The following is a 24,703-nucleotide window of genomic DNA, read 5'->3' on the forward strand; positions in this document are numbered from 1 at the left end:
GTGATGAAAAAGTTTTTCAAGAAAGTCGGCGCCTTCCTGCGCCAGACCTGGGTCTGGACCTTGCTGCTGGTGCTGTTCGTGGCGCTGCTGGTGTGGTTCGTCGGCCCGTTGTTGGCGGTTGATGACTACAAGTTCTGGGAGAGCTCGACCTCTCGCTTGCTGACCATCGCTGTGCTGTTTCTGATCTGGGGCCTGACCATGGTCTTCGTCAGCTGGCGCTCGGGTATTCGCAAGAAAGCCGAGGAAGAAAGCGAGGACGGCCAGGACCGCATTCGCCGCGAAGAGCTGATCGACGAAGAACAGAAGGAGTTGAAGGCACGTTTCAAAGACGCGCTGAAAACCCTGAAGACTTCCAGCCTGTATCGCGGCCGCAGCGAGCGCTGGCGCAGCGACTTGCCGTGGTACCTGCTGATCGGTCCGCAGGCTTCCGGCAAGACTAGCCTGCTGGACTTTTCCGGTCTGGAATTCCCGATCAACAAGATCGACCGCAAGCTGACCCGCGACACCCTCGGCACCCGTCATTGCGACTGGTACTTCGCCGACCACGGTGTGCTGATCGACACCGCCGGGCGCTACATGACCCAGCCTGACGCGGAAGTCGACGGCAGCGCCTGGACCACCTTGCTGGAACTGCTGCGCAAGCGCCGTCGCGGGCGTCCGTTGAACGGCGTGCTGGTGACCATTCCGGTGGAAACCCTGCTTGGCGGCAGTGAGCAGGACATCGATACCCTCGCACGCCAGGTTCGCGGCCGTCTGCAAGACGTGCATCAGAAACTGCACGTCGACGTGCCGGTGTACCTGGTCCTGAGCAAGGCTGACAAGCTGCTCGGCTTCGACGAGTTCTTCGATCAACTGACTCGCGAAGAAAGCGATCAAGTGCTCGGCACCAGTTTCCGCAAGGATCAGGTCGGCACCGACGTTGCTGTGCTACGCAACGAGTTCGAAGAACTGCTGCGTCGCCTCAACAGTCAAGTGATCATGCGCATGCACTCCGAGCGCGATACCCAGCGCCGTGGCCGCATCCTCGACTTCCCGCATCAACTGGGGCAGATCGGCGAGCGCCTGTGCCTGTTCGTCGACATGGCGTTCACTGGCAACCGTTATCAGCGTGCCACGCAACTGCGTGGTTTCTACCTGACCAGCGCGCCGCACCTGACTCAAGAGATGGATGCGACCACCGCCGGCATCGGCGCCAGCCTCGGCATGAGCGCCGGCGTGCTGCCGACCCTGCGCAGCGGCCGTTCGCGTTTCATCCATCACTTGTTCAGCCAAGTGATTTTCCCCGAAGCCGATCTGGCCGGTCTGGACAAGCGCGAACGCAGCCGCATCCATTGGGGCCAGCGTGCGCTGTACGTCGGCGCACTCGCTTCGCTGGCACTGTTCGGTATGCTTTGGGCGGGCGGTTTCTCGGCCAACTACGAGCGTCTGGAAAACCTGCGCAATCTGGCGCAGAACTGGACGCAGCAGCGCACAGCTTTGTCGCCGCGTGATGACGCCATGGGCGTGCTGAAAACCCTCGACACCAGCTACGCCGCAACCCAGGTCTTTCCGAAGAAGGGCGACGTTTCGTACCACGAACGCGGCGGTCTGTATCAGGGTGAAGACGTCAATCCAGTGGTCAAAGAGGCTTACGAGCGCGAGCTTGAAAAGCAACTGCTGCCACGAGTGGCGACCATGCTCGAAGGGCAGATCCGCGCCAACATGAAGGACCGCGACCGCCTGCTCAACAGCCTGCGCGCGTACCTGATGTTGAACATGAAGGATCGTCGCGATGCCGCGTGGCTCAAGGACTGGGTCGCTACTGACTGGTCGACGCGCTATACCGGCAACACCGCCGTACAGAACGGTTTGAGTGCGCACCTCGATCGCCTGCTGAAGCAGCCGTTTATCTACCCGCTGAACGACCAATTGGTCACTCAGGCGCGTCAGGTATTGCGCAGCGAATCGCTGGCCACCGTGGTTTACCGCATGCTCCGCGAGCAGGCGCGCAACCTGCCGGACTATCGTTTCAGCCAACACCTCGGCCCACAAGGCTCGCTGTTTATCGGCACCGAATACGTGATCCCGGGTTTCTACACGCAAACCGGTTATCAGCAGTACTTCTCGGTACAGGGTTCGGCGCTGGTCACCGACATCCTGCGTGACAACTGGGTGCTGGGTGAAGGCGCCGGCATCAGCGACATGGACTTGCGTCGTCTGATGGTCGAGCTGGAGCAGTTGTATTTCCGCGACTACGCCAACTACTGGAGCGAAGCCGTTGGCCAGGTTGCCCTGCCGCCAATCAGCGACGCCGGTGAAGGCGCTGAACAACTGGCGGGCCTGACCTCGGCCAACTCGCCGGTGCTGGCATTGCTCACCGAAGTGCGTGAGAACACGCGCTTCCAGGCCGCTGCAGATCCTGTCGAAGAAGCTGGCGACGCTGCTGATGCACTGGCCGGACAGAAAGGCAAACTGGGTAAAGTCGGCAAACTGGCCTCTGCCGTGGCGGACAAGGCTTCGGCCCTGAACGTGGCGAAGACCCTGCCGGACACCGCGAAGAAGTCGCTGCAACGCCGCTTCGAACCGCTGCATCGTTTGCTCGATGACAACAACGGCCCGGCGGCGGATCTGACGCCTGCGCTGAGCGCGCTCAACGACCTGCAACTGCAACTCGCCGGTCTGGCCCGTTCCAGCACACCTGAACAAGCCGCGTTCGAAATGGCGAAAACCCGCATGAGCGGCCAGCGTGATGCGCTGACCAACCTGCGCAATGCTTCCAGCCGTCTGCCGCGTCCGCTCAGCGTGTGGTTCAACGTGCTGGCCGAAGACTCGTGGCGTCTGGTGCTCAACGATGCTTACCAATACCTGAACGGCCGTTATCAGAACGAGCTGTACAGCGTGTATGGCAAAACCATCAGCAAGCGTTATCCGTTCAGCGCCAGCAGCACCAGCGACGTAGCGATCAGCGATTTCCGTGAGTTCTTCCGCGCTCAAGGTACCGTCGACCGCTTCTTCGACAGCTACCTGCGTCCGTTCGTCAGCGGCGATCCGGGCAACTACCGCATGCGCAGCGTCGACGGCCACAGCCTGCCGGTGTCGAAAATGTATCTGGACCAGATGGCGGCGGCGCTGACGATTCGTCAGAGCTTCTTCTCGATCAACCCGGCCGAGCCGACCGTGCAGTTCAAACTGGAGCCGTACACCCTCGACCCGGCGGTCAGCCGTTCAGAGTTCAAGTTCGGCGACAAGACCATGGAATACCGCCACGGTCCGATCCTGCCAATGTCGTTCAAATGGCCGACCGATGCTGAAGACGGTCGTACCAGTCTGGTCATGGACAAAATGGCCGGTCGCCCGATCGGCATCGAGAAGAACTCCGGCCCATGGTCGCTGTTCCGTCTGTTCGACCTGATGCAGACCGAGTACCTGACCGGTCGCGATGTGCTGGTGCTGAAAGCCGATGTAGGTGGCCTGCGCGCCAACTACCTGCTGACCAGCCAGCGCACGCCGAACCCGTTCGACATGGGCGTACTGCGCACCTTCCGTATGCCGGTGCAGCTCTGATGCTGGTGGCCAGTGCCTGGCGCAGCGCGGCGCGTACCGACCCGGGCAAGGTGCGGGCGCGCAACGAAGATGCCTTCCTCGACTCGCCACAGCAGGGGCTGTGGGTGGTCGCGGACGGCATGGGCGGTCATCAGGGTGGCGACATCGCCAGCCAGTTGATCGTCGCCAGCCTGGCTGAACTGCCGCAACACGAGGACTTCGACGAACGCCTCAAAGCCATCCGCCAGTGCCTGCACTGGCTGAACCGGCGTTTGGGGCAGGAGTTGACGGTCACCGCCGGACGTCACGACAGCATCATGGGCAGCACCGTCGTGGCGCTGTTGGTGGAAGGCAATCGCGCGGCCTGCATCTGGGCCGGTGATAGCCGTTGTTACATGTGGCGTGGGCAGCGGCTGTATCAGCTGTCCAAGGACCATTCGCTGCAACAGCAATTGATCGACGAACAGCAAATGAGCGTCGAACAAGCGGCAGCGCACCCGGCGGCTCAGGCCTTGACCCGAGCCGTCGGCGCCGCTGAACAACTGACCCTGGATGTCCTCGAACTCGAGGTCTATCCGGGCGATGCGTTTTTGCTCTGCAGCGATGGTTTGTATCAGGGCCTGAGCAGCGATGCCCTCGGCACCGCCCTCAGCCTCAGCGCGCCGCACGTGGCGCTGGAACGTTTGTTCGACGGCGCTCTGCGTGGCGCCGCGCGCGACAACCTGACAGCCGTGGTGATCCGCCAATGACTGAAATCGAATCCTCAGTCGATGACTTGCTGATGAGCGAAGAGCAGGCCAACAACCTGACCTACTTCGCCTTCGCCAAGGAGAACAAAGCAGAACCTTTGCTGGCGCCGACCAAGGCCAGCATCGGTGCACTGCCGGATGTACTCGCCGGTCGCTACCACCTCGAGCGTCTGCTCGGGGCCGGTGGCATGGGCGCCGTTTACAGGGCGCGGGATCTGCTGCACGAACAGTTCGGTGATCCCGATCCTTACATTGCGCTGAAAATCCTCAGCGAAGAATTTGCCGAATCGCCGGACGCCAGTGCCTTGCTCTACAGCGAGTTCGCCCTGACCCGACGCCTGCGCCACGACAACGTCGTGCGTGCACACACTTTTGAAGTCGACACCGACTGCCAGCGGGCCTTCATCACCATGGAATACATGCGTGGCCTGACCCTGGACAAATTGCTCTGCGAGCGGCCCCTCGGCCTGCCGTGGCAAGAACTGCGCGACATCGTCCTGCCGCTGCTCGACACGCTGGCCTACGCCCACGGTCGCGGCGTGCTGCACGGTGACCTGAAACCGAGCAACGTCATGCTCAGCGAAGACGGCCTGCGCCTGTTCGACTTCGGCCTCGGTCAGGCAGAGGAGGGCGTGATGCCCGGCCTGCCGCACCTGAGCCGCGAACGCTTCAACGCCTGGACCCCGGGCTACGCCGCCCCCGAACTGCTTGAGGGCCAACCGTTGTCGGCCAGCGCGGACGTGTACGGCGTGGCCTGCGTGATCTATGAATTGGCGGGCGGTAAACACCCGTTCCGCCGCTTGCCCTCGACCCAGGCCCGCGACGAGCACCTGGAGCGCGAACTGCAAGCACCGGCGAATTTACCCAAACAAGGCTGGCCAGCGCTGCGCACCGCGCTGAGCTTCAACCCGGCAGAACGCACCATCACTGCCCAACAATTGCGTGACGCCTTGGGCGCCACTTCGTCCTGGCTGCAACGTCTGCGACTTCGGGCGTAACGGATGACATTCGAACAGGGAGCACTTTATGTTCAACCCAGCTAACGAAACCCACTTCAGCCTCAAGGTCGAAGACTACGTCGGCGACCTGCAAGTGCTGTCGTTCACCGGCACCGAAGGCATCAGCCAGCCGTTTCGTTTCGACCTCGAACTGGTCAGCGAAAATCCTGATCTGGACCTCGAACAACTGCTGCACAAGCAGGCGTTTCTCGCATTCGATCCACAAGGCTCGGGCATCCACGGCCAGATCTATCGCGTCGCCCAAGGCGATGCCGGCAAGCGCCTGACCCGCTACAAAGTGTCGATGGTGCCGCAACTCCAATACCTGCATCACCGCACCAACCAGCGCATCTACCAGCAGATGTCGGCGCCGAAAATCATCGCGCTGATCCTCGAAGAGCACGGCATCAAGGGCAACGCCTACAGCTTCCAGCTCAGCCAGCCGTGCCCGGATCGCGACTACTGCGTGCAATACGACGAAACCGACCTGCACTTCGTCCAGCGCCTGTGCGAAGAGGAAGGCATTCACTACCACTTCCAGCACAGCGACAAGGGTCACCTGCTGGTGTTCGGCGACGACCAGACCGTGTTCCAGAAACTCGGCCAGCCCACCGCCTACGTGCAAGGCAGCGGCATGGTCGCCGAAGAACCGGTGATCAAAGGCTTCAAGCTGCGCCTGGAAACCCGCACCAGCCGCACCACGCGCCGCGACTACGACTTCGAAAAACCGCGCCTGCAAATGGAAGCCGCGTACAAACCCGAAGGCGAGAGCACTGAGCCGGATCTGGAAGACTACGATTACCCCGGCCGCTTCATCGACCGCGCCCGTGGCAAGTTCCTCAGCCAGCGCGCCCTCGAACGCCACCGCGCCGACTACCGCCAGGCCGAAGGTCGCGGCGACCAGACCAAACTGGTCAGCGGCCACTTCATGGAAATGTCCGACCACCCGCGCAGCGAGTGGAACGACCTGTGGCTGCTCACCGAACTCTTCCACGAAGGCAAACAGCCGCAAGTCCTCGAAGAAGGCGTGACCAGCGACACTACCGACAATAAAGACGACTTCCACCAAGGCTACCGCAACACCTTCCTCGCCACCCCGTGGGACGTGTTCTACCGCCCGGCGCTCGAACACCCGAAACCGCGGGTACTCGGCAGCCAGACCGCCATGGTCACCGGCCCCAAAGGCGAAGAAATCCACTGCGACCAATACGGCCGCATCAAAGTCCAGTTCCACTGGGACCGCGAAGGCCAGGCCGACGACAAAACCAGCTGCTGGCTGCGCGTCTCCAGCTCCTGGGCCGGCGACCGCTACGGCGCCATCAGCATCCCGCGCATCGGCATGGAAGTCCTCGTCACCTTCCTCGAAGGCGACCCCGACCAACCGCTGGTGACCGGCTGCCTGTACCACAAGGAAAACCCGGTGCCGTACGCACTGCCGGCGAACAAGACTCGCAGTGTGTTCAAAACGCTTAGCTCACCGGGTGGTGGTGGGTACAACGAACTGCGTATTGAAGACAAAAAGGGTGCGGAGCAGATCTACATCCACGCCCAGCGCGATTGGGATGAAAACGTTGAGCATGACCAGAAGATTCGGGTCGGTAATGAACGTCACGATACGGTGGTGAAGAACACCTACACCGAGCTGAAGGCTGAAGAACACCGCACCACGATCTCCGATCGCAAGGTTGAAGCGAAGCTGGATGATCATTTGACGGTTGGGCAGAACCAGCATGTGAAGCTGGGGACTGCGCAACTGACCAGTGTTGGGAAAGAAATTCATCTCAAGGCTGGGGACAAGATTGTTATTGAGGCTGGGACGGAGCTGACCATTCTTGGGGGTGGGAGCTTTATCAAGCTTGATGGCGGTGGGGTGACGGTGGTTGGGCCGGTGATCAAGATCAATGCTGGTGGCTCGGCTGGTTCCGGCACGGGGATCGGGATTAAACCGCCGGTGCTGCCGGGGGCGGCGGATAAGGATAAGGCGGGGAGTTTGATGGATCAGGCGTTGGGGAATTCGCCGTCTGAGAAGGTTAAGCCGAAGGCTTTTTTTGTGTTTTCTGAGTGATGAGTGTCGTGATGACAACAAACAGGTACGTAAGGCAGATGAAGTGGTTTTCGATGGTTTTGTTGTGCTGGGGGATGACTTCGGGGGCCTTTGCTTCTTCGTCCAGCACCGCCCAATGCCCAAGCGGCAATTTTGGTGATTTCGTCAAAGCCTTTTCATCTGAGCCAGAGATACAGAAAGCCTTTATTGCGTCTCCTGTGAAATATGTTCACGTAACAGCTGATGGGAAAATACCGAAGGTTGTCGAGCGGAGCTTAGGCATGATTGCCGCCGATGAGTTGAAGGTATTGCTTCCGGAAAATGCTGCCGAATCTGATCTCACTATTGAAATCAAAGAGCCGAACAGAGTAGTCGTCCGTGATGAGGCGGGCCATTTTTTGAAGATTTTCGTCTTCAAACACAGTGATTGCTGGGCTCTGAATCGATTGGAGGACTGGGCAATCGATGCGGTCATGGAAGAGATCACTCAGTCTGAGAAACTAGCTCCCGGTGAGTTAGAACTCAAAAAAGGCGTCATATTTGACAGGCTCGTTAATAAGGCTTCTCCCGAATCTGGCATCTATTTGTATGCCGCAGTATTGGATAGCTATTTAGATGGTGCTCGGAAAGGTTCGGCCCAGGCTGCCGTTGCTGCTGCCGGGATCAGTCTTTCCGGGCAAGCGCCGCGCTTGGAGAATGCCAAGATCCTGGATCTTTTTATTCAGGCATCAACAAGCATTCCAGATGCAGGTTTGGCGCTCTCAAGGTTCTATTGCGATGAGGGTGAATACGACTATGAACGTCCGTGTACCAACCCTGAAAAATCAATAGCTGCGCTGGAAAGTGCTGCGCAGCGTGGCTCAACCAAAGCACTTCTTCGACTGGGTGAAGTGTACGAAACGGGCAACGTCGTCCCTTCGGATCGACCGCGAGCAATGGCGTGTTATCAAGAAGCTCAAAAAAAAGACCCTGAGTCCAGCAAGCCCTCTGTTGAACGCTTGGCGACCGAAGGCGTCGTCACGAATCATTCAATTCAATGTATTAAAGCAGGAAGCTTCCGATGAGTACTGGGCTACTTGAGCATCTGAATCCATATCGCAGCGGCTACGAGTACGGTCCGCATAAGGGCGAAACGGATGTAAATAACAACGGCAAGAAGGAAATCGACTGTTCAGGTCTTGTTTACCGAATCATGAAAGACGCCGGATATACAATTCCTTACCGCACAACATCGATGCTTAATACTGATCGGGAGCATTTCGATGAGATTCCGGTCGCGAGCGCCCAGCCGGGTGATATTGCACTTTGGATTAATTTTCACGGGCACACGGGGGTTATTGAAAATCTCAGTACTGCGTTGACGCCAGGGAAATTTTTTGGTTCCCAATCTGCAGGTCCGAAAACAGCCCTTTATGGCCCGGACAGCGGGTATTGGCCAATGCCAGAGAAGGTGCTGCGGCCGAAACCTCAATTTAGGGGGGCGCAACCAGCACCAGAACCTGCGCCGGCTCCCGCGCCTGCAGCCGCTCCAACGGCTCCCGCGCCTTTAATGAATTTTCAATATCCGTTTCGAAAGGCTGATGGCACACAGTTCAAAGATTCGGAGGAAGTTTTTAAAGCCTTGGAAAGCGAAAGTTCCGGAAATTTCTTATTAGGAAATCACGGCTTTTGGCATGGTGGTATTCATATCTCACATAAAACTGCTCCGCAGTGTATGCGAGATGAGCCTATTCGCTGTATTGGCGACGGTGTCGTCGTTGCCTACCGTCTGAATGAGGATTACCTAGCCACTGCATTTGAAGCTTCAAATACTACAGAAGCACTAAAGTACTCGAATTCGTTTTGCCTTGTAAGGCATGACTATAAATCACCTCCAAATAAGGAGGTGACTCCCAATGCTAGCAATGAGCTTATATTTTATAGTCTGTATATGCATTTGTTACCTTATCAGCGATACGCGGATGATCCCGAGCAGTCTGGCACTCCAAAAATAAAAATGGTGGCCAGCGGGTTTAAGGCGCGTAGCGATATTAACGGTGCAGTCGGCTGTGTCGAATATGGATCGATCTCCGCTGGGACTGAAATAGAAATACTGGAAGAACACCCTGATCATATTCATGCAAAAGGAAAACTTATTAAGGGTAGTGTAGGAGGGCGTACACCAGGGCAAGATTTTTGGTTCGCCTACAAACAAAACGGTATTGCTTACCCACGAGGTGATGGAAGTGCGAGTTGGAGCGCCATAACTGCGCCAGAGAGGAAGAAGCCAGATTATTGGAAGGGTAAAGTCAGAGCTGTAGTTACCGGGACAGGACTTACTCTGCGGGCAGCGCCCTCGCCGCAAAGTCACGGCGCTTTAGCCGGGGCTGCAATTAGACAAATAAATAGTCTGGGACAAAATGAAGACTTAGTGCTTTGTACAAATAGCGTAATAGAATTTGATAGCGGTAAAGTTTTTAGCCTGAAGATTGGCTCTAAGCTTTACAAAATGGCGGAATGTTCCTTTGTTCCGAGCACTTCCGGTGCTACAACCGGTTTGAAAAGCCATTCTACTCCTGTCCCAGCAACTTTTTGGGCCTGTGTTGAAAAGCCTTATGTTCAATTGCAGGGGTTGGTTCCTACGGAGTTTGATAAGGTTGTGCCGATGGACACGGCAATTAAGGCAGGTGACACAATCGGTTTTATTGGTTTAAATGAAACATTGGCAGGTCCTGATGGAGGGGTTTCCAGAAACTATCAAGTTCATGTGGAAATTTTTTCATCAGATCCGAGAATTGAGGACTTTCTGAAAAATAAGGCATCTTTGAAGCAAGGCAAGCAATACTTGCACTTGCCACCGAATACGACTTTAAAAAGTAAGCCTCCTCTAACCGGAATTGTGACAATTTCGAATGAAAATTTTGTGGAGCTTGGGAAAACTGTTCTCTATAAGGACACTGAAGAATGGTACGAAGTAACCGTAACTGATAATTCAGAAAACAAATCGGGTTTGCTCAAAAAAGAAGGGGCGGAGCTTCTTGGTCAGCACGACTGGGAAAAACTAGGCTTTCGCATCGTTAAGGAATCAAATTCAAATTCTGATGGTTTTCTGGATCCTGATGATATGCCGGAGTTCTTCCAGGTCTTATATAAGGACTTGGATAGATTTGGTAATAAAGATCAAAAAGTTACTCCCGAAGATTTTCCGGTTGCACTTAAGAATAGGGAGTTCAGGGATCATTGGTCAAAGCTCATTGCATATCACCCTACGGAGTGGAAATCTAAGTCGGACTCTGCCAAATGGGCGCGGTTGGATACGTTGCTAGAAAATTACCCATCTGTTCTAAAACACGAAAAAGAACGAATAGATAGTTTAATATTTTGGGATGATCCAGCTATACAATCTAAAGGGGTAGGCGATGGAGTTGTATGGCATTTTCATCCAGTCGCGTTGATTGGGAATATGATGGCCTCTTCCGGCAGTAATATGTGCAAAAAATGTGGAAGTAATATAGCGTTAACAAATGCATTGATGCGGAGTATTTGTCCATCCTCCGTAACGGATGCTTTTGTAAGTGAGTTTGTCATGGTGGCGAACGAGCTTTTCCCTAAATATGGAGTAAATACCTGTGCTCAGGTATTTCATATAATGGGGCAGGGTAAGCACGAGACTTTTCAATTTTCTGCGTTCAGGGAAAGTTTAAATTATACTCGTCGCAGCTACACAGCCGAGAAACTCTATAGAATGGCGCCGACCGCTATTAATGATGGTTTTGCAAGGCTGGGGATGTCACTAACCAGAGAAGAGAAGCTTGAGTATATAGATCAGCATCTGATTGCAAACGATCCAGCGTATGGTAAACATAGCTTTGGTAGCAATCAGTACCCTCATAACGACTATAGGGGACGAGGCCTTCTTCATTTGACCCACTATGCTAACTATCGTGAATGTGCTGTAGCGATAGGTGTCAGTATCGATGCTAATCCGAACCTGGTACAGGACAATATGAGGGTTGCAATAGAGTCTGGTCTATGGTTTTGGAAGGCGAAAGGCATTGGTGCACTTGCGGATGCAAGTTCTCCCGATGTAGATGCGAAGATTAAATCTGTGACTAGGATTATCAACTCTGGGCTGAAAGAACTTGATCAGCGAGAGAAGTTTACTAAAGAAGTTGCTGAGAAATTCAAGCTTGTGTTCGGGGGCTGTTCGCTATGAAGCGCTTATGTAAATTTTCATTATTAGTTTCATTTGGCCTGTCTTCGGTGGCTTCGCTAGCTTGCGAGGTCCCTGAGAGTAAAGTGTACCATTCGATCCCGACAAAAGACGGTGCGATTGTTTTTGATCTCGTTCCTATAGAGGATGAGGCGAGCAGTGAAGATTCGAACAATCAAGTGGGTATTGATGTTAACTATGTTGATTGTTTGAGCAAATCTAAGAAGCTCGTTGGGCAATTACCGTATTTGGCAGATACAGGAAAAGTCCGCTCGGCATTTTTTTCTGATGTTAAAGGTAGTTCCGAGAAAGAGCTTTTTGTAATACACAGTGTGGGAATACATTCAGACACCGGAGTTAGATATTCTGGTGAATATTACAGTGTGCATGTTTACAAAAAGAGCGAGAGTGGTTATTCAAGGGATGAGCGAGTCTCCAAATATTTTGGTGAGGGTGGCGATATATTGGCAGACGATTACCAGAATCTAATGTATGAATTTCCTTACAAGGATCAATTGTCTGTTAGTAATAAACTTGCGACTCCAGCGTTTTCTAAATGGAATGAAGGTGTGCCGGTTCAGCTGACAATAAATAAAAAAGCTAAAATTTATAGCTCTCCAGTTTTTGACGATGTCACTCGTATGTATTTGGTTTCCGGGGATAGGGTTCAGCAGGAGGCTGTTGAGGCTGGCTGGCTTTCGATTATTTTTAAAACACCGAAAGGCAAAGAAATACGCGGATGGATCTTGTGTGGCGATGCGGGTGGATGTTGATGTCGTCGAGCATTGGCAAAGAGGGTAACAAATGAAGCGGCGGATAAATGAACGCCCCAAGCATCTCGCAACCCGCTTTGCGAAGTTCAATGCCTGATAGCGTGAGTCAATGAAAAATATATATTCGCTCCCTAGCTTTTTACCGTTAGCCTTTTTGCTTTTCAGTTCGGTGGCATTTTCTGCGAGTTTCGACTGTGGCAAAGCTTCGACGGACGTAGAAAGGAAGATTTGTCTTTCTCCTTCTTTGTCCGCAATGGATGAAAAGCTAAGTGAAATCTTCAAGTCGATAAAAAGTCGGCGGGTTTTTCAATTAATCGAAAGTGACTTGCTTGAGTCAGAGCGTAATTCTTGTGAGTCAGTGGAGTGCTTAGAGGACTCTTATGTTCGGCAGATACGCTTTCTGTCGCCGGTTCCAATTGCGCCTAGGCCAACTCAGAAAGATATTAAGTTAATGTTGGGTGATAAACCGTACACACAGTTTGAACGCTCATGGAGGGTCATTGATTTAGCATGGCTTCCCAATGAAAAGGGGCTGTCGAACGATTTTTGATCTCCGCTGAAACAATTTCAGGCATGTTGCATGTCATCGTGTTTGAAGGGCATTTTGATGCGGCGATTATTGCGTACCGGGGTAATCTATATGAGTACGTTGATCGCAACGACAGGCCGGTATTGCACACGATTGCGAAAGATGTCGGTTTTGATGGTGCTTTGAGTTTGGGTTCAAACGACGAAGGGAAAAGGTTCGCGGGAATCATGGATGGGGCGTTTTACTATCGACAGCAGCTCTCCAAGAATCAGCTGCGGGGGATGGTTTATAAGCTCGGTTCAAAATCCCCGCCAGTGGAAAGCAGTTTGCTGTTCCAGCAGTGGCCAAATACTGATGAAAATGCTGTTAGTGGTTTGACATTCGGTTGGGGTGGTGAATATGGAAAATTGCAAGCGTACTACTCGCACACCTCAGGGTATGAAACGATAGCTCAGGCTGGTCGACCCGAGGCCGGTTGGAATATATATGCTCCGATTTGGAGCAGGTCACGGTCGACGTTTTATTTCAAGAATGGTGATGAAACTATTTGGCGTGCCAATGTTGCGGATAAGACGTTAACAAAAATTGCGAAGGCTAGTGATGAAGGAATGATCCAGAATCCTACTCCTGTCGATATCAATGGGCGCGAAGCAGTCGTTTATCTGAATGGATCTACTCTGAAAATGGCTATCTCCCTTGAAGAATAAGCACGACTTAAAAATACACTTTCGCAAAATACTGTTGGAATTTGCCTTGAGTAAATATCTTATTCCGGTGCTGCCCGCCGTGCTGATTGGTGGTTTATCTCTGTTGGGGGGACATGCATTTGCTGACGATGCATGTGCCGATATCACTACGAACTCTCAGAGTGAAAGATGTTCTGTGAGTGCCAAGGCTGCTGCAGATAAGCAGTTGAATACCAGTTATCAAGAACTGATGGTTCGGCTCGAAGGTGGGTATCAAACTGATCCAGTTCTTGCGGCGAGCCAAAAGGCAACGGTTCAGGAGGCTCAGCGCGCCTGGATCAAACTGCGCGATACTGATTGCCAGGTCGATGCGTTGGAGACGGAACGGGGCTCTTCGGCGCATGTGGCAGCGGTGAACAATTGCATCGCCAGTATGAGTCGTGACCGTTCAGTGTTTTTGGACAATATCGCGTCCGATACCGGGAGTGGCCCGACAATTGGACGTGGCTCGTGCCCTACGCAAGACTTTGCACAGTTTCTTCCAGCATTCTCCGCTAATGCCGAATCGCAGAAGCGACTAACTGCGCAGGCCGTGAAGCTATTGGTGTTGAAGGGGACGTCGGATATAGGACGGATAGTGACTCACGTCACTGCAGTGGTGGGGCGCGAGATGGCGTTTCCCTTAATGGCTGCGGTGCCAGATGGGAAAGTCGAAGGAATAGAAGTCGAGAAGGTGGATGATCGTCACGTTGACGTTGTGGATAAACGTGCCGGAAACAGCAATATCAAGATCTTCAACTTTTCGCGTAAAGCCTGCTGGACGCTTGAGGGGGTTGAGGATTGGTCGATTCCCGAAAAGGAGCTTTCTGTAGCCAGTACGCGCTCATTGAGTCGTGAGGAAAATTTCTGCTCACAGCGTGCACAAGGGTTTATTAGTTTGGGTGGTCTTGAGCAATATCGACTCACAGTGGAGCTTTTTGAAGCGGCTTTGGAAAATTACCTGTGTGCAGCTGCTTCAGGCGATCCTATTTCCAGTGAGTCTGCGGCTAGGCTGAGTCTGTCGGGTATGGCTCCGCACTTGGAATACAGCAAAGTTGAGGCTCTTTTCAAAGCAGCAGCTGTGAATTCACCAGGAGGCGCTGAGGGTCTGGCAAGCTTCTATTGTTTTGGCAATGAAACGGCCGGAAGCGGACCGTGCCAGCGGCCAATTGATGTTGAGAAAGAGCTTATTCGTGCCGGCTCCATGGGGTCAGCGCATGCAATTGTCGCGCTTGGTGACTATTGGAAGAGTGGCGATCTCGGCGAGAAGGATATTCCTCGTGCCTTGGCTTGCTATCAGCTAGCCGCCGACAAGGGATACGAGTCAGGTCTCGATGCTGCTAAGCGACTTCGGTCGGAAGTGATTGAGCCAATAGCTCCGAGCAAATGCTACTAAATGTGCAACCGAGCGGCGGGAGCCGTGGAGGTCGTCGGCGAGGTCTGAGGCAATGACGCTTATGGACAGGCGGTCTTCGGAGGCGTTGGCCATGAGTGCTTCGGCGTCGGTGCCGGGGAGAGGCTAAAGAGGCCGGTCTCGCGTGTTGCGTTTGGTTCAGTGGGCAGTTTGACGTGGTGGTCGATGGCGCGTTCGGCGGCTTTGTGGAATTTCTTGGATTCCAGCGATTCAATTGAATGTATTGGAGCAGGTGGCTCAGTGAATGGAAATGCGTACAGGGGCATTCAGTTGAGCTTGCCCCAATCTTGTTTGAGGTGGGTGTTCGCATTCTGCACGACACTTCTATCACCGACATTGTTTGCTCAAGAGTCCACCTGCGAGTTTCATGACGTTCAGCCAATGCTGGAGCTCGTCAGCTGTGTCAGCAAGGGCGCAATTGAAGTCCTGAAATTTTCGCCACTTCATCAGTCAACTTATGAAGGTGATCTAGACGGCCTCCCCACGTTTATCGTGCGGGGTAAGGACCTCGCCGAAGTCACGAAAACCGTGGGAATGAGTTCTTTATCGTCGCCATACAACTTGCTCGTCAAGCTGCCGAATGCTGAGGCAATCATGCACTTCGATGGACTTCCTGAATCAGCCAGGACGAAATTGGCAATGGCAGGCTGGGTGCTGACGGATGCGCGGGATGTCGTGTATGGAAGGCAGGATGGCGGGGAAGGTCCGGGGATTGTATGCAGCACCCATGAAAAAGCGACCGGCTATGAATATGTGGTCGTGACGCAATGTAATGCCTTTTATGAGGAGGATATTGCTAGGTTGAAGGAGCTGCTCGTCTTGATTGACGCTCACTCAGTGCGATAGCGACAAAACGTATTGTGTTCGAGCGACTGAAAACCCCCATTTTCCTTTAAACTCCCCACCCCCAAGGAATGCGCTCAGGACTCGGAATGCCAGCCCCCTCGACCTCGCTTCGCCCCGCGTTAGTGCTCTGGCTATACGCCGCCGCAATCGTGCACATTCTCGCCGGCCTCACCCTGACCTGGGCGGGTCATTCCGGATTACTCGACGGCTATCTGCACACACTCGAACTCGCATTCTGGGGCGCCGATGTGGTACCCGCTGCCGGCCACGAACAACAAGTCTGGTGGCTCGCGCTGTTCGGCGCGACGCTGCAAAGTTATTCGCTGTACATGCTCGCGTTGGTGCACTTAGGCAATCGCTTGAAAGCCCCGGCAGTCTGGGGCTGGTTGAGCGCCGGCATCCTGTTATGGGCGCCGCAGGACATGTGGCTTTCAGCGCAACAGCAGGTCTGGTCGCACCTGTGGCTAGATGGTTTTGCGTTGCTGGTGTTGTTGCCGCCGCTGTTCTGGTTGTATCGGCATGACCGCCGAAAATCCCCTTCAGTAAAGGCACCGAGCCAATCCAACCCGTTTGCCGGTGGCGCTTTCAAACGCGTGCTGATCACCGGCGGCACCGGTTTTATCGGTGAAGCCTTGGTCAATCAATTACTCGACGCGGGCCACTCGGTCAGCGTACTGACGCGCGATCCGTTGAGCGCGGCCAATCTGTTCAACGGCCGCGTCCGCTGTGTGCATTCGCTCAGCGAAATCAGCCACGACGAAGCCTTCGACGTAGTGATCAATCTCGCAGGCGCACCGGTCGCCGGCCCACGCTGGACTCCCGAGCGTCAGGCACAACTGCTCGCCAGTCGAGTCGGCACCACCGAAGCGCTGATGACCTGGCTGAAGAACACCAAGCACAAACCCGCGCTATGGATTCAAGCCTCGGCCATCGGTTTCTACGGCGTGCGCGATGCCAGCGAAAGTCTCGACGAACACGCCAGCAAGGGCGACGGTTTCATGGCTGAACTCTGTGCGCGTTGGGAAGCTGCCGCGCAACCGGCCACTGAGTTTGGCGTGCGTCAGGTGGTGCTGCGTCTTGGCGTGGTCTTTGGCTTGGGCGGTGCGTTGACGCCGTTGCTGCTGCCGTTCCGCTTGGGTTTCGGCGGGCGCATGGGTGATGGTCGGCAGATCATGAGCTGGGTGCATCGCGACGATGTGCTTCAGGTGATCGCGCGGGCGTTCAACGACGACACTCTGCGCGGCACCTACAACATGGTCGCGCCCGAAACGGTCAGTCAGGCAGCGTTCGCCGAGCAGGCCGGCAAGGTCCTCAAGCGTCCGGTGTGGTTGCACATTCCCGCCGCGCCAGTGCGTGCAATGGCGGGGGAGATGGCGCAGTTGTTCTTCGACGGTCAGCGCGTGGTGCCGCAGCGTTTGACCGACGCCGGTTACACATTCCGTTATCCAACCCTCGACGCCGCTCTGCGCGATCTGACCTGAGGATCGCTCATGAGCAAGCCGTTGATGTACCTGCTAGCCGGCAACGGTAGCACTGCCGATTGGTGGGACGACGCGCTGCCGCACTTTCAGCGCTACGACGTGGTGCCGCTGGAGTTGCCGGGCTTCGGCGCGAATCTGCAGCCGCCCTGCGAGGATCTCGCGGACTACGCGCAGACCTTGTTGGCGATGACGCAGAAGGGCAGCGCGATCATGGCGGTCGGGGTCAATGCCTTGCTGGTGCTGCACGCGTTACAACGTCGTCCCGGGCACTTTTCCCGCAGCGTTTTGCTGGCGCCGGTCGGTGCGTTTTTGTGGCAGCGTCGCTTGCCGGCATTGATGTCGCCGCTGCCGATCCGCAAGACCATCCACTGGCTGCTGTCGAACAAACCCACGCTGTTCGCGCGCAAGTTTTCCAACCAGATCTGGACGCCCGCGCAGTACCAGCGCATGGGCGCCGGCTATGCGCGCTGCCGTGCGTTCGTGCCGCACTGGGATCTGATTCGCGCCGATACCGCGCTGCCACTGCTGGAGTGGATCACCGATCCGGTCGAGCTGGTCTGGGGCGATCAAGACGCGGTTCTCGGCATCGAGCAAGCGGCGGCGTGGTCGGCGATTCTGGCTCGCGCTGATCTGACCATCAGCCTCAAACCCGGTTGGGGTCATTACCCGTGGATCGATTCGCCCGCCGAATTCGCGCAGTGGCTGGAGTCGGGCGAGCGCGGGTTTGTCGCGCACACCAAGGGCGGGCGTTTGCGCTTGGCTGAACTGGCGCGGCAAGCGGTGCCGGCAGCGCTGACGCTCAACGATTGCAGCGATCCGCGCCTGCCGGCATTTCTCGCTGCTCAACCTGATGTGACCTGGGCGGTGCGCTCCTCCAGTTATGGCGAGGATCAGGCCGATTCGGCGAATGCCGGATTGAGCACAACCTATCTGCGCGAGCCGACCGCCTATGTGCCGAAACGCATTGCCGAACTGACGGCCGAAGGCGTCGAGGAAGTGGTGGTGCAGCGCTTCATCACCCCGGTAGTGTCCGGGATCGCTTTCGTGCGCCATCTCTCGGTAGAACTGGAATGGGTTGAAGGCCATCTCGAATCGCTGGCCGACGGTCACGTCAGCCCCTCACGGGCAACGCTTTCGAGGCTCGGCGATGCGTGGCGCAGCGGCACAATCACGCCATCCCACGGCTTGACCGAAGACCTGCTCTGGCACTTTCTGCAAGACGTGCTGCGCGTGTTCCACTACGTGCCCGGCGACGTCGAATGGGCCTGGGACGGCGCGCAATTGTGGCTGCTGCAATACCGGCCAATCAGCGACTACGGCTGGCGCCGGCACCTCACCGCCGCCAACATCGCCGAGATCCTGCCGCCGCAACCGAGCGTGTTGGTTGAGTACGCCCAGCGCCGCGCGGCAGCGAGTATCCCGGCGATCATGGCGCGGTGGGATGCGCGGGTGTTGCAGGACAACGAGCCGTTCACCGCGGTGTTCGGCGGCGCGTCCTATATCAACAATGATCTGTTTCTTGCCCGGCTGGCCGACTGGGGCATCAGCGCCAGCAACTACGCCGGTGAAGTTGGTGGTGCGACGCCGCATCTGCCGTGGCAATCGCTGAAGATGCTGCGTTCGTTGCCGCTGTTTTTGCGTATGCAACGCAAGGCTCGCGGCCATTTGCTGAACCTTGAAAATGGCTTGCAGCGCTTCGATCAGGAACTGGCTGAACTCGTCGCCCAAGCTGCCGATGGTCAGCAATTGGCGGACTGGTTCACTCGGTTTTACGTGTTCGTGGTGCAAGGCAATCTTTGCATCGCCACGGCGCTGGCCAGCAGTGGCGGTGATTGGCTGGGTCGCCCGCCGACCGCTTACGACAACCTTGAAAACAGTCCACATCGATTGCCATGGGAAACCGATCCGGCTACACCTCGACCCGCGCCGAGCGAACTGCCGCTACAGTCATTCCCGCAATGGTCAGGGCTGATCCGCCTCGCGCATTCGACCGGCCTGCCGGGCCTTCGCGGCTACTACCTGCAAGTACGCGAGTGGTATCGCGACAATCTGATGCGCATCTTCTTCCGTCTGCATCACGCCATGCCGCTGGCGGATCGCGAACATTGGTTTGCACCGCACCCGGATGTGCGCACCCGCGATGGCAGCTTTTGGCAGGACGGTCGTGAAGGTGCGGAGCAGGCGACCGGGTTCATGATTTATCCGGGACAGGTGCAAGGCATCCTCGGCGCCGACATCCTGCTCGAAGACACCCTCGATCCGGGGCGGCACGCGCATTACCAAACCGCGCGGGCGGTGATTGCGCGGATGGGTGGGCGCTTGTCGCATGGTTCGACGTTGCTACGCGAATTGCGCAAGCCGTCGGCGGTGATACCGCAGGTGGATCCGGCGTGGGTGGGGTGTGAGGTGTTGTATCGGGATGGTGAGTTGGAATTGATCAATTCGAAGGATGCGAAGTGAAACGACTGTTGTTGATGTGTTTGGCCTGGTTGCCGATGGTGAGCATGGCAACGGATCTGTGCAATTCGGAGACCGATACGAAGAATTTTCTCTCGCAATGGGTGGAAAGACCCGATTACGTCCTGGACATACATTCAAGTTTTCAAACTGATGGATTCAGTCTGGAGGAGGGCAAGGTGGTGTATCGCGGCGATCTCAACGGCGACGGTCAGGAGGACTTCATTTTCACCTCCTACTCAAGCCGTGGTTCAGCGGGTGACTCGACCTTCGCCTTCCTTATCCAGTGCCACGGTTACTTGAAGCATGTCGGCGGCGATTACTTCGCCGAGGTCAAGGTACTGGACGGACCGCCCAAGAACGGCGGCGATGTAAAAGACATCGAGATCTACTCCTACATCCGCGATAAGCGCGACCAGATCCGCTACAAGGGCAAAGAGGCCATGACCCGGCCCCATCTGTGGCAATTCAATCCGCAGACACAGCTTTATGAAGGGCAGTCTGAGTAAGTCGACGGTCCCCACTGCATTTACGGAGTTATTACGTGAAAGGATTTTCAGTTCTTCTCGGCAGCTTGATATTGGCTGCCGCGTCCATGGCATTCGCTGCCGATCCAACCTTCAAGGATTACACCGTCACGCCAGTTTTCACCGGCCCCAACCATAAGCTGGTGCCGCAAGAGAACAGCGGCCCAATGATGGATCAGGCACGGGTGCAAGCCCTGAAAGGCAAGGTCAACTTCGCCGGCCATTACATCCTGCACAGGCTCGGCTGTGGCGGCAGCGCGATTTGTGGCGAAGTGCTGGACGCTCAGACTGGGGAAGTCGTTGGCGGTCTGCCGAATGCTTACGACGGCAGCACCTTCGGCATGGTCTACCAGCCCGACAGCCGCTTGATCATCGTCTCCGGCATCACGCTCGACGGCGAAGAAGATGCGCAGGGGAATGCGTTGGCAAGTGGTAACCGGGATCGTTACTACGAGTTTGTGAACAATGAGTTTCGGCTGCTGAGCATGACCGACGTGGAATCGTCGCCGATGGATGAGGAGTGAGTGGATGAACCGGTTTTTCATTCGGCCTGTGCTGATTGCGCTTTCGCTTTTACCTCATTCACTGCCCGCGATTGCCAGTGAAGGGAGTTGCTACGGCTACCTTACTGAGCTTGTCAGGAGCAGCGATTTTCCGTTTCGTTATGTCGGCAAGGACAAGATCAACCTGCTGATCGACGAGGACGACGGTGAAGTAGTGCGCGCTCAGTTGTTCTTCGACACCGACGGCACCGGCACGATCGGCTGGATCAAATACACCCCGGCTACCCGTGTATTGCTCAATAGCTCGGCGGAGTTGGAGGAGCCAGTGGCATTGTCATTCGATGCCAAGTTTGCGGACGGCTATGCGAAGTGCTTGGCGGAACAACAGGCCGGCTAACGGCGAAAAGGATTTCTCAATGAATCAGCTTTTGTTCGCCGGGAGCCTGGCATGGTTGTTCTCTTCCCCAGCCTTCGCCACGCCGACGGATGCTTACACCCAACGCGATGTCATGCAGTGTGGCGGTGTTGAAGTGGTGTTGGTGTCGTCTTGCCGATCGGTGACGGTGGATGATGCGGAAACCCACGTCATCCCGGTTTGCTCTGACCAAACCATCAACATCGGCGGCAAAGTGCTTCGTCGCGATATCAGCAAAGTTTCACAACTCACTTCCGACGGTGCGAAGACGAAGATGCTGAGCAATGTTGTTGTGGCGATGGATTGCGTGGAAGGCACCCAGGGCAGCCTTGTTTCCATAGGCGGATATGGCGGTTGTGGTGCCTGCGCGGAGTGGCATGGGTATTACTCGACAGCAGGGCGATTGGAGCAATACAGCTTCGATAATAACCAGCGCTCGTTTGGCTCGAAGGGATCTCGGGAAGAGCTGATCAAGGCCTATGGCGTTACGAAGAGACAGTTAATGTCAGAAAGCCCGGCGGTGAAGAGGATCGTCTATGGCCAGCCTTAAGTGGGTGTTGATGATCGGCAGTTTGTTCAGCGCTACCAATGTCTCGGCAAGAAGAAGCGCAGCGTTATTACCGCGAGTACCGCGACGCGATGAGTGCCGCCGGTAAAGCGCAGAAGATTCCGCAACGCGTCGTTGAGCGATCTGAAATTAAGGGACTGAAACAGTGAATATGTTCTTCCGCTTTATCGTGTTGAGCCTTGGGCTGCTAACCACTTCATGCGCACTCGCTGCCCCACAAGTCCTGAAGGAAATTCCGGCTAGCTTGCTGGGTGATGCATCACGGCAAAAGGTATTTGTTCTGACAGGGGATGCGGACGAGGCCTCCAACCGGTTGTTGATCGCGCCGGTGCAGGCACGTAATGAGGAAATTTTGCTCGATACGTCGAAGGCGCTGCCTCTGATCAAGAGTCAGTACTCGTCTGCGCTTCAGGGGGTCTTCAGCGTCCAAGTACTCAAAGGTCGCCCCGGCGTCATGACTGTCATTGATCCGCAGGCTGAGGAAGCTGTCGTCAATCAGCCGTTCGTTGAGGAAGGGGATTACATCGCGCTGGTAACCAGCGAAGAAGATAACGCGGTTTACAACTTCAACCTGTTGTTCGCCTTCAACAGAGGTTCAAAGCAGTTTGAGCTGAAAGCTCTGCTGGAAGTGGCGAATAACGACTCCTGTGACCGGTCGCTTGTTAGCGTAGTGGAGTTGCCGGTGCAGACATTGGGCCCCATCACTCTCGCTTCTTTCGATGGGCGTGAAGTGCTGCAGAAGCTGCGGGTTGCTCGTACTGGCAGTATTGAGGGAGTTAGAAAGAAATTGATGACCGTCAATTCGGCTGATTTGCTGGATATGGCGCTGGCAGCCTACCGAAAGGGTGATGACTCTTCCTTCAAGGATACGATGAGCTACGCGTTAATGGGCGGTGGCTCGCATGACACTTGTCCCCCGGATAGCTATATCGTCGCAAAGTACTACTACCCGCAGCGTCCCGGCTGGTCCAACGACCTCGGTTTTCTGCTCGGCGAGGCGGGTTACTACGCTGAGTCGATTGAGCTGCTCAATGCAGTGATTGCTAACCACCCAAACAGGACGGTTGCTTACCTGAATCTCGCTGACAGTTATTGGGCCGTGAACGATAAAGAGCGGGCGGTGGCGGCGTACAAGCAATACGCATCGCGAATGTCTGAAGCGGGAAAAGCTTCGAAAATCCCGGCGAGGGTGGGTGAGCGCAGCGCTGTGGCGCCCGAGGCGTGACCAGCACTCGTTGAGTTGCTGAAAGCATGTTTTTTTATTACCCATGAACCGCTAAAGGAATGTTCGGTTTGAAATTTTCGTCTGTATTGTTTTCCGCGTTGCTCGTTTTCGTTCCTCTGGCGGCTCATAGCGAGGTCACGACTGAGGTTTTTTGCTTCCGCTCCTACGAAGGCAAACCCATAAATTTTGAATTCCGAACCTATTACGACTCTGTCGCCAAATGGAGCGGTGCTGGCGTCAAGTACAGCAAGTCGAAGAAGGCCATCACTCTGGTTCATCGCAGTACTGAACAAGAAGAACTCGTGTATGGCCGGCCTTACCAGTACACGACGACCTGGGTTGAAGTAGTTGATGGCGCACTGACAGGTGAGTATCAGATGGTCACTCAGGGTGGCCGGGTTGATGCGATGACGTATACGAATTACAAATCTGCAAAGAAGTATTCGTTTGAAAACGATTACAACGTGGATTCGAAACCTGAAACAGGTTGCCAGTGGTGAAGCAGGGAATATTCAGAAAGGGGACTTAACGTCCCCTTTTTTCATCCGCAAATCTCGCTACGGCTTGGCCGCCACGCTTCGCACTTCAATCTGGTCGAGCGTCCCTTCCACCATCAATCTCACACCGTCCGCCATTCTGCTCAGGGCAAGGGCCACCGAGCGGCGGGAGCCGTGGAGGTCGTCGGCGAGGTCGCAGGCGATGACGCTGATTGACAGGAGGTCTTCGGAGGCGTTGGCCATGAGGGCTTCGGCGTCGGTGCCGGGGGAGAGTTTGAAGAGGCCGTTCTCACGTTTGGGGTGTGGATCGACGGCTGGTTTGAAATGGTGGTCGAGGGCGCGTTCGGCGGCTTCGTGGAATTTCTTCGAATTGGGGGATTCGTAGGGCGAGGTTGCTTCCGCGCTGAATGTTTCATCGGTCATCGGTTTAAATCCTGAGCAGTTAATTGATTTCCCCGAGTTCGGACTTGCACATCCGGCCACCGATTTTGCGGCGACCCACAGAGCCTATCTCCACCGCACCAACTCGCCTAGTTCATGGACAGCACCGCACTTTGCGGGAAATTTCCCATAGATTCGCGGGCCGGAAGATCAAAAGATCGCAGGCTTCGCCAGCTCCTACAGGGATGTGTTTCAACAGGTGTAGGACGTTGCCTGCGGAATCGTGACTTGGCGGTCATCGTGCGGGAAAAAGTCCGCATCCTCTTCCAACAGCGTCAGATACTGGCGTTATCGTCCGAATCCCTTACACTGCCCCGGCCGTTCATTTTCCTTTTGAGGCTGTACGCATGAAATTTCGTTTTCTTCTGTGGATGATGGGTTTGTTGATGGGTAAGGCCAGCCGGACAAATCCTGCGTTCCAGCAGCAGTTGGGTGACAAGGATCTGGTATTTCAGCTACAGACGCTGGACGGGAAAGTGGCGCGGCATTTCGTGGTCAAGGATCAGCGCATCACCAGCAAGTCTGGCGTGGTCGCAGAGCCGGCGTTTGCGATTGCGTTTAAAGATGCCGGTTATGGCTTTGCGACGATGCAGGCGAAGAACAAGCAGTTGGCGTTTATGCAGGGCATTCAGGACAAGTCGATCCAGCTTAAGGGCAACCCTGCGCTAGTGATGTGGTTTCAAGGGTTGATGAAGTATTTGAAACCAAGAAAGGTGAAGGCTAAAGCTTAGGAAGTCGCTGGCTAGAACAAACCCATGCACGCGCACTGAATAACGGTGCGCTTGTCTTGTAAGGCC

Annotated in this window: 21 protein-coding genes and 1 pseudogene; 20 read left to right on the plus strand and 2 right to left on the minus strand. The window is 55.4% G+C overall.

The window, feature by feature from the left end; all coding sequences use genetic code 11:
* Nucleotides 1-3 precede the first annotated feature (3 nt).
* From tssM to BMY54_RS01325, 9 genes are all read left to right on the plus strand, one after another.
* The gene (tssM, locus tag BMY54_RS01285) at nt 4-3,543 is read left to right on the plus strand and encodes a type VI secretion system membrane subunit TssM (RefSeq protein WP_093429642.1); all 3,540 of its coding nucleotides are present in this window, start codon (nt 4-6) and stop codon (nt 3,541-3,543) included.
* Nucleotides 3,543-4,271 carry a PP2C family protein-serine/threonine phosphatase gene (locus tag BMY54_RS01290; protein ID WP_064389582.1) on the plus strand — a complete coding sequence of 243 codons (729 nt, stop codon included), beginning with the start codon at nt 3,543-3,545 and terminating at the stop codon, nt 4,269-4,271. The genes tssM and BMY54_RS01290 overlap by 1 nt, the downstream gene beginning before the upstream one ends.
* A complete protein-coding gene (locus BMY54_RS01295) occupies nt 4,268-5,269 on the plus strand; it encodes a serine/threonine-protein kinase (RefSeq protein ID WP_093429643.1) in 1,002 nt (333 codons plus the stop codon). Before BMY54_RS01290 ends, BMY54_RS01295 begins: the two co-directional genes overlap by 4 nt.
* Before the next feature lie 28 nt (nt 5,270-5,297).
* Nucleotides 5,298-7,334 (plus strand): type VI secretion system Vgr family protein, encoded by a 2,037-nt coding sequence (locus BMY54_RS01300; protein ID WP_093429644.1) that lies wholly within the window; start codon nt 5,298-5,300, stop codon nt 7,332-7,334.
* 38 nt (nt 7,335-7,372) lie between these two features.
* A complete protein-coding gene (locus BMY54_RS01305; RefSeq protein ID WP_139213372.1) occupies nt 7,373-8,377 on the plus strand; it encodes an SEL1-like repeat protein in 1,005 nt (334 codons plus the stop codon).
* Nucleotides 8,374-11,508, plus strand: coding sequence for a glycoside hydrolase family 19 protein (locus tag BMY54_RS01310; RefSeq protein WP_093429646.1), 3,135 nt, complete (start codon nt 8,374-8,376; stop codon nt 11,506-11,508). The genes BMY54_RS01305 and BMY54_RS01310 overlap by 4 nt, the downstream gene beginning before the upstream one ends.
* Nucleotides 11,505-12,278 carry a hypothetical protein gene (locus BMY54_RS01315; protein WP_093429647.1) on the plus strand — a complete coding sequence of 258 codons (774 nt, stop codon included), beginning with the start codon at nt 11,505-11,507 and terminating at the stop codon, nt 12,276-12,278. The genes BMY54_RS01310 and BMY54_RS01315 overlap by 4 nt, the downstream gene beginning before the upstream one ends.
* A gap of 546 nt (nt 12,279-12,824) precedes the next feature.
* Nucleotides 12,825-13,514: a hypothetical protein gene (locus BMY54_RS30775; protein WP_256573764.1), complete on the plus strand. Its 690-nt coding sequence runs from the start codon at nt 12,825-12,827 to the stop codon at nt 13,512-13,514.
* Between the two features lie 46 nt (nt 13,515-13,560).
* Nucleotides 13,561-14,928 carry a lysozyme inhibitor LprI family protein gene (locus BMY54_RS01325; protein WP_093429967.1) on the plus strand — a complete coding sequence of 456 codons (1,368 nt, stop codon included), beginning with the start codon at nt 13,561-13,563 and terminating at the stop codon, nt 14,926-14,928.
* A gap of 3 nt (nt 14,929-14,931) precedes the next feature.
* Here the strand turns inward: BMY54_RS01325 and BMY54_RS30780 are convergent.
* Nucleotides 14,932-15,212 (minus strand): annotated as a pseudogene (locus BMY54_RS30780) (DUF6124 family protein); the annotation flags it as partial.
* On the opposite strand from BMY54_RS30780, the gene BMY54_RS01335 reads away from it, so the two are divergent.
* The 10 genes from BMY54_RS01335 (at nt 15,112) to BMY54_RS01375 (ending at nt 23,468) form a co-directional block, all read left to right on the plus strand.
* Complete coding sequence (locus BMY54_RS01335; RefSeq protein ID WP_175559539.1) at nt 15,112-15,792, plus strand: hypothetical protein; 681 nt, start codon at nt 15,112-15,114, stop codon at nt 15,790-15,792. The pseudogene BMY54_RS30780 and the gene BMY54_RS01335 overlap by 101 nt on opposite strands.
* Nucleotides 15,793-15,878: 86 nt before the next feature.
* Complete coding sequence (locus BMY54_RS01340) at nt 15,879-17,273, plus strand: TIGR01777 family oxidoreductase (protein WP_093429649.1); 1,395 nt, start codon at nt 15,879-15,881, stop codon at nt 17,271-17,273.
* 9 nt (nt 17,274-17,282) lie between these two features.
* Nucleotides 17,283-19,733, plus strand: coding sequence for an alpha/beta fold hydrolase (locus BMY54_RS01345; protein WP_093429650.1), 2,451 nt, complete (start codon nt 17,283-17,285; stop codon nt 19,731-19,733).
* A complete protein-coding gene (locus tag BMY54_RS01350) occupies nt 19,730-20,239 on the plus strand; it encodes a hypothetical protein (protein WP_224796879.1) in 510 nt (169 codons plus the stop codon). The genes BMY54_RS01345 and BMY54_RS01350 overlap by 4 nt, the downstream gene beginning before the upstream one ends.
* Nucleotides 20,240-20,325: 86 nt before the next feature.
* Nucleotides 20,326-20,781: a hypothetical protein gene (locus BMY54_RS01355; RefSeq protein WP_093429968.1), complete on the plus strand. Its 456-nt coding sequence runs from the start codon at nt 20,326-20,328 to the stop codon at nt 20,779-20,781.
* Nucleotides 20,782-20,785: 4 nt separating this feature from the next.
* Complete coding sequence (locus tag BMY54_RS01360; protein WP_093429651.1) at nt 20,786-21,157, plus strand: hypothetical protein; 372 nt, start codon at nt 20,786-20,788, stop codon at nt 21,155-21,157.
* 19 nt (nt 21,158-21,176) lie between these two features.
* Entirely contained in the window at nt 21,177-21,725 is a 549-nt protein-coding gene (locus tag BMY54_RS01365) for a hypothetical protein (protein ID WP_093429652.1), read from the plus strand.
* Nucleotides 21,726-21,763: 38 nt separating this feature from the next.
* Nucleotides 21,764-21,892 carry a hypothetical protein gene (locus tag BMY54_RS29720; RefSeq protein WP_256573766.1) on the plus strand — a complete coding sequence of 43 codons (129 nt, stop codon included), beginning with the start codon at nt 21,764-21,766 and terminating at the stop codon, nt 21,890-21,892.
* Nucleotides 21,893-21,894: 2 nt separating this feature from the next.
* Nucleotides 21,895-22,968, plus strand: a complete 1,074-nt coding sequence (locus BMY54_RS01370; protein ID WP_093429653.1) for a tetratricopeptide repeat protein — start codon at nt 21,895-21,897, stop codon at nt 22,966-22,968.
* 59 nt (nt 22,969-23,027) lie between these two features.
* On the plus strand, nt 23,028-23,468 hold the full coding sequence (locus BMY54_RS01375) for a hypothetical protein (protein ID WP_175559540.1): 441 nt from the start codon (nt 23,028-23,030) through the stop codon (nt 23,466-23,468).
* 57 nt (nt 23,469-23,525) lie between these two features.
* Here the strand turns inward: BMY54_RS01375 and BMY54_RS01380 are convergent, their stop codons facing one another.
* Nucleotides 23,526-23,888: a DUF6124 family protein gene (locus BMY54_RS01380; RefSeq protein ID WP_093429654.1), complete on the minus strand. Its 363-nt coding sequence runs from the start codon at nt 23,886-23,888 to the stop codon at nt 23,526-23,528.
* Between the two features lie 365 nt (nt 23,889-24,253).
* On the opposite strand from BMY54_RS01380, the gene BMY54_RS01385 reads away from it, so the two are divergent.
* Entirely contained in the window at nt 24,254-24,637 is a 384-nt protein-coding gene (locus tag BMY54_RS01385; RefSeq protein WP_093429655.1) for a helicase, read from the plus strand.
* Nucleotides 24,638-24,703 lie beyond the last annotated feature (66 nt).

The sequence above is a fragment of the Pseudomonas sp. ok266 genome, assembly GCF_900110195.1.
Taxonomy (GTDB): domain Bacteria; phylum Pseudomonadota; class Gammaproteobacteria; order Pseudomonadales; family Pseudomonadaceae; genus Aquipseudomonas; species Aquipseudomonas neuropathica.

What these genes read in the sequence shown, in the direction of transcription:
- BMY54_RS01385 (WP_093429655.1), top strand. Translation starts at nt 24,254, where the DNA reads ATGAAATTTCGTTTTCTTCTGTGGATGATGGGTTTGTTGATGGGTAAG.
- tssM (WP_093429642.1), top strand. Translation starts at nt 4, where the DNA reads ATGAAAAAGTTTTTCAAGAAAGTCGGCGCCTTCCTGCGCCAGACCTGG.
- BMY54_RS01375 (WP_175559540.1), top strand. Translation starts at nt 23,028, where the DNA reads ATGTTCGGTTTGAAATTTTCGTCTGTATTGTTTTCCGCGTTGCTCGTT.
- BMY54_RS01355 (WP_093429968.1), top strand. Translation starts at nt 20,326, where the DNA reads ATGGCATTCGCTGCCGATCCAACCTTCAAGGATTACACCGTCACGCCA.
- BMY54_RS29720 (WP_256573766.1), top strand. Translation starts at nt 21,764, where the DNA reads ATGTCTCGGCAAGAAGAAGCGCAGCGTTATTACCGCGAGTACCGCGAC.
- BMY54_RS01315 (WP_093429647.1), top strand. Translation starts at nt 11,505, where the DNA reads ATGAAGCGCTTATGTAAATTTTCATTATTAGTTTCATTTGGCCTGTCT.
- BMY54_RS01340 (WP_093429649.1), top strand. Translation starts at nt 15,879, where the DNA reads ATGCCAGCCCCCTCGACCTCGCTTCGCCCCGCGTTAGTGCTCTGGCTA.
- BMY54_RS01310 (WP_093429646.1), top strand. Translation starts at nt 8,374, where the DNA reads ATGAGTACTGGGCTACTTGAGCATCTGAATCCATATCGCAGCGGCTAC.
- BMY54_RS01345 (WP_093429650.1), top strand. Translation starts at nt 17,283, where the DNA reads ATGAGCAAGCCGTTGATGTACCTGCTAGCCGGCAACGGTAGCACTGCC.
- BMY54_RS01305 (WP_139213372.1), top strand. Translation starts at nt 7,373, where the DNA reads ATGAAGTGGTTTTCGATGGTTTTGTTGTGCTGGGGGATGACTTCGGGG.
- BMY54_RS01365 (WP_093429652.1), top strand. Translation starts at nt 21,177, where the DNA reads ATGAATCAGCTTTTGTTCGCCGGGAGCCTGGCATGGTTGTTCTCTTCC.
- BMY54_RS01300 (WP_093429644.1), top strand. Translation starts at nt 5,298, where the DNA reads ATGTTCAACCCAGCTAACGAAACCCACTTCAGCCTCAAGGTCGAAGAC.
- BMY54_RS01370 (WP_093429653.1), top strand. Translation starts at nt 21,895, where the DNA reads ATGTTCTTCCGCTTTATCGTGTTGAGCCTTGGGCTGCTAACCACTTCA.
- BMY54_RS01295 (WP_093429643.1), top strand. Translation starts at nt 4,268, where the DNA reads ATGACTGAAATCGAATCCTCAGTCGATGACTTGCTGATGAGCGAAGAG.
- BMY54_RS01360 (WP_093429651.1), top strand. Translation starts at nt 20,786, where the DNA reads ATGAACCGGTTTTTCATTCGGCCTGTGCTGATTGCGCTTTCGCTTTTA.
- BMY54_RS01380 (WP_093429654.1), bottom strand. Translation starts at nt 23,888, where the DNA reads ATGACCGATGAAACATTCAGCGCGGAAGCAACCTCGCCCTACGAATCC.
- BMY54_RS01290 (WP_064389582.1), top strand. Translation starts at nt 3,543, where the DNA reads ATGCTGGTGGCCAGTGCCTGGCGCAGCGCGGCGCGTACCGACCCGGGC.
- BMY54_RS01335 (WP_175559539.1), top strand. Translation starts at nt 15,112, where the DNA reads ATGGCGCGTTCGGCGGCTTTGTGGAATTTCTTGGATTCCAGCGATTCA.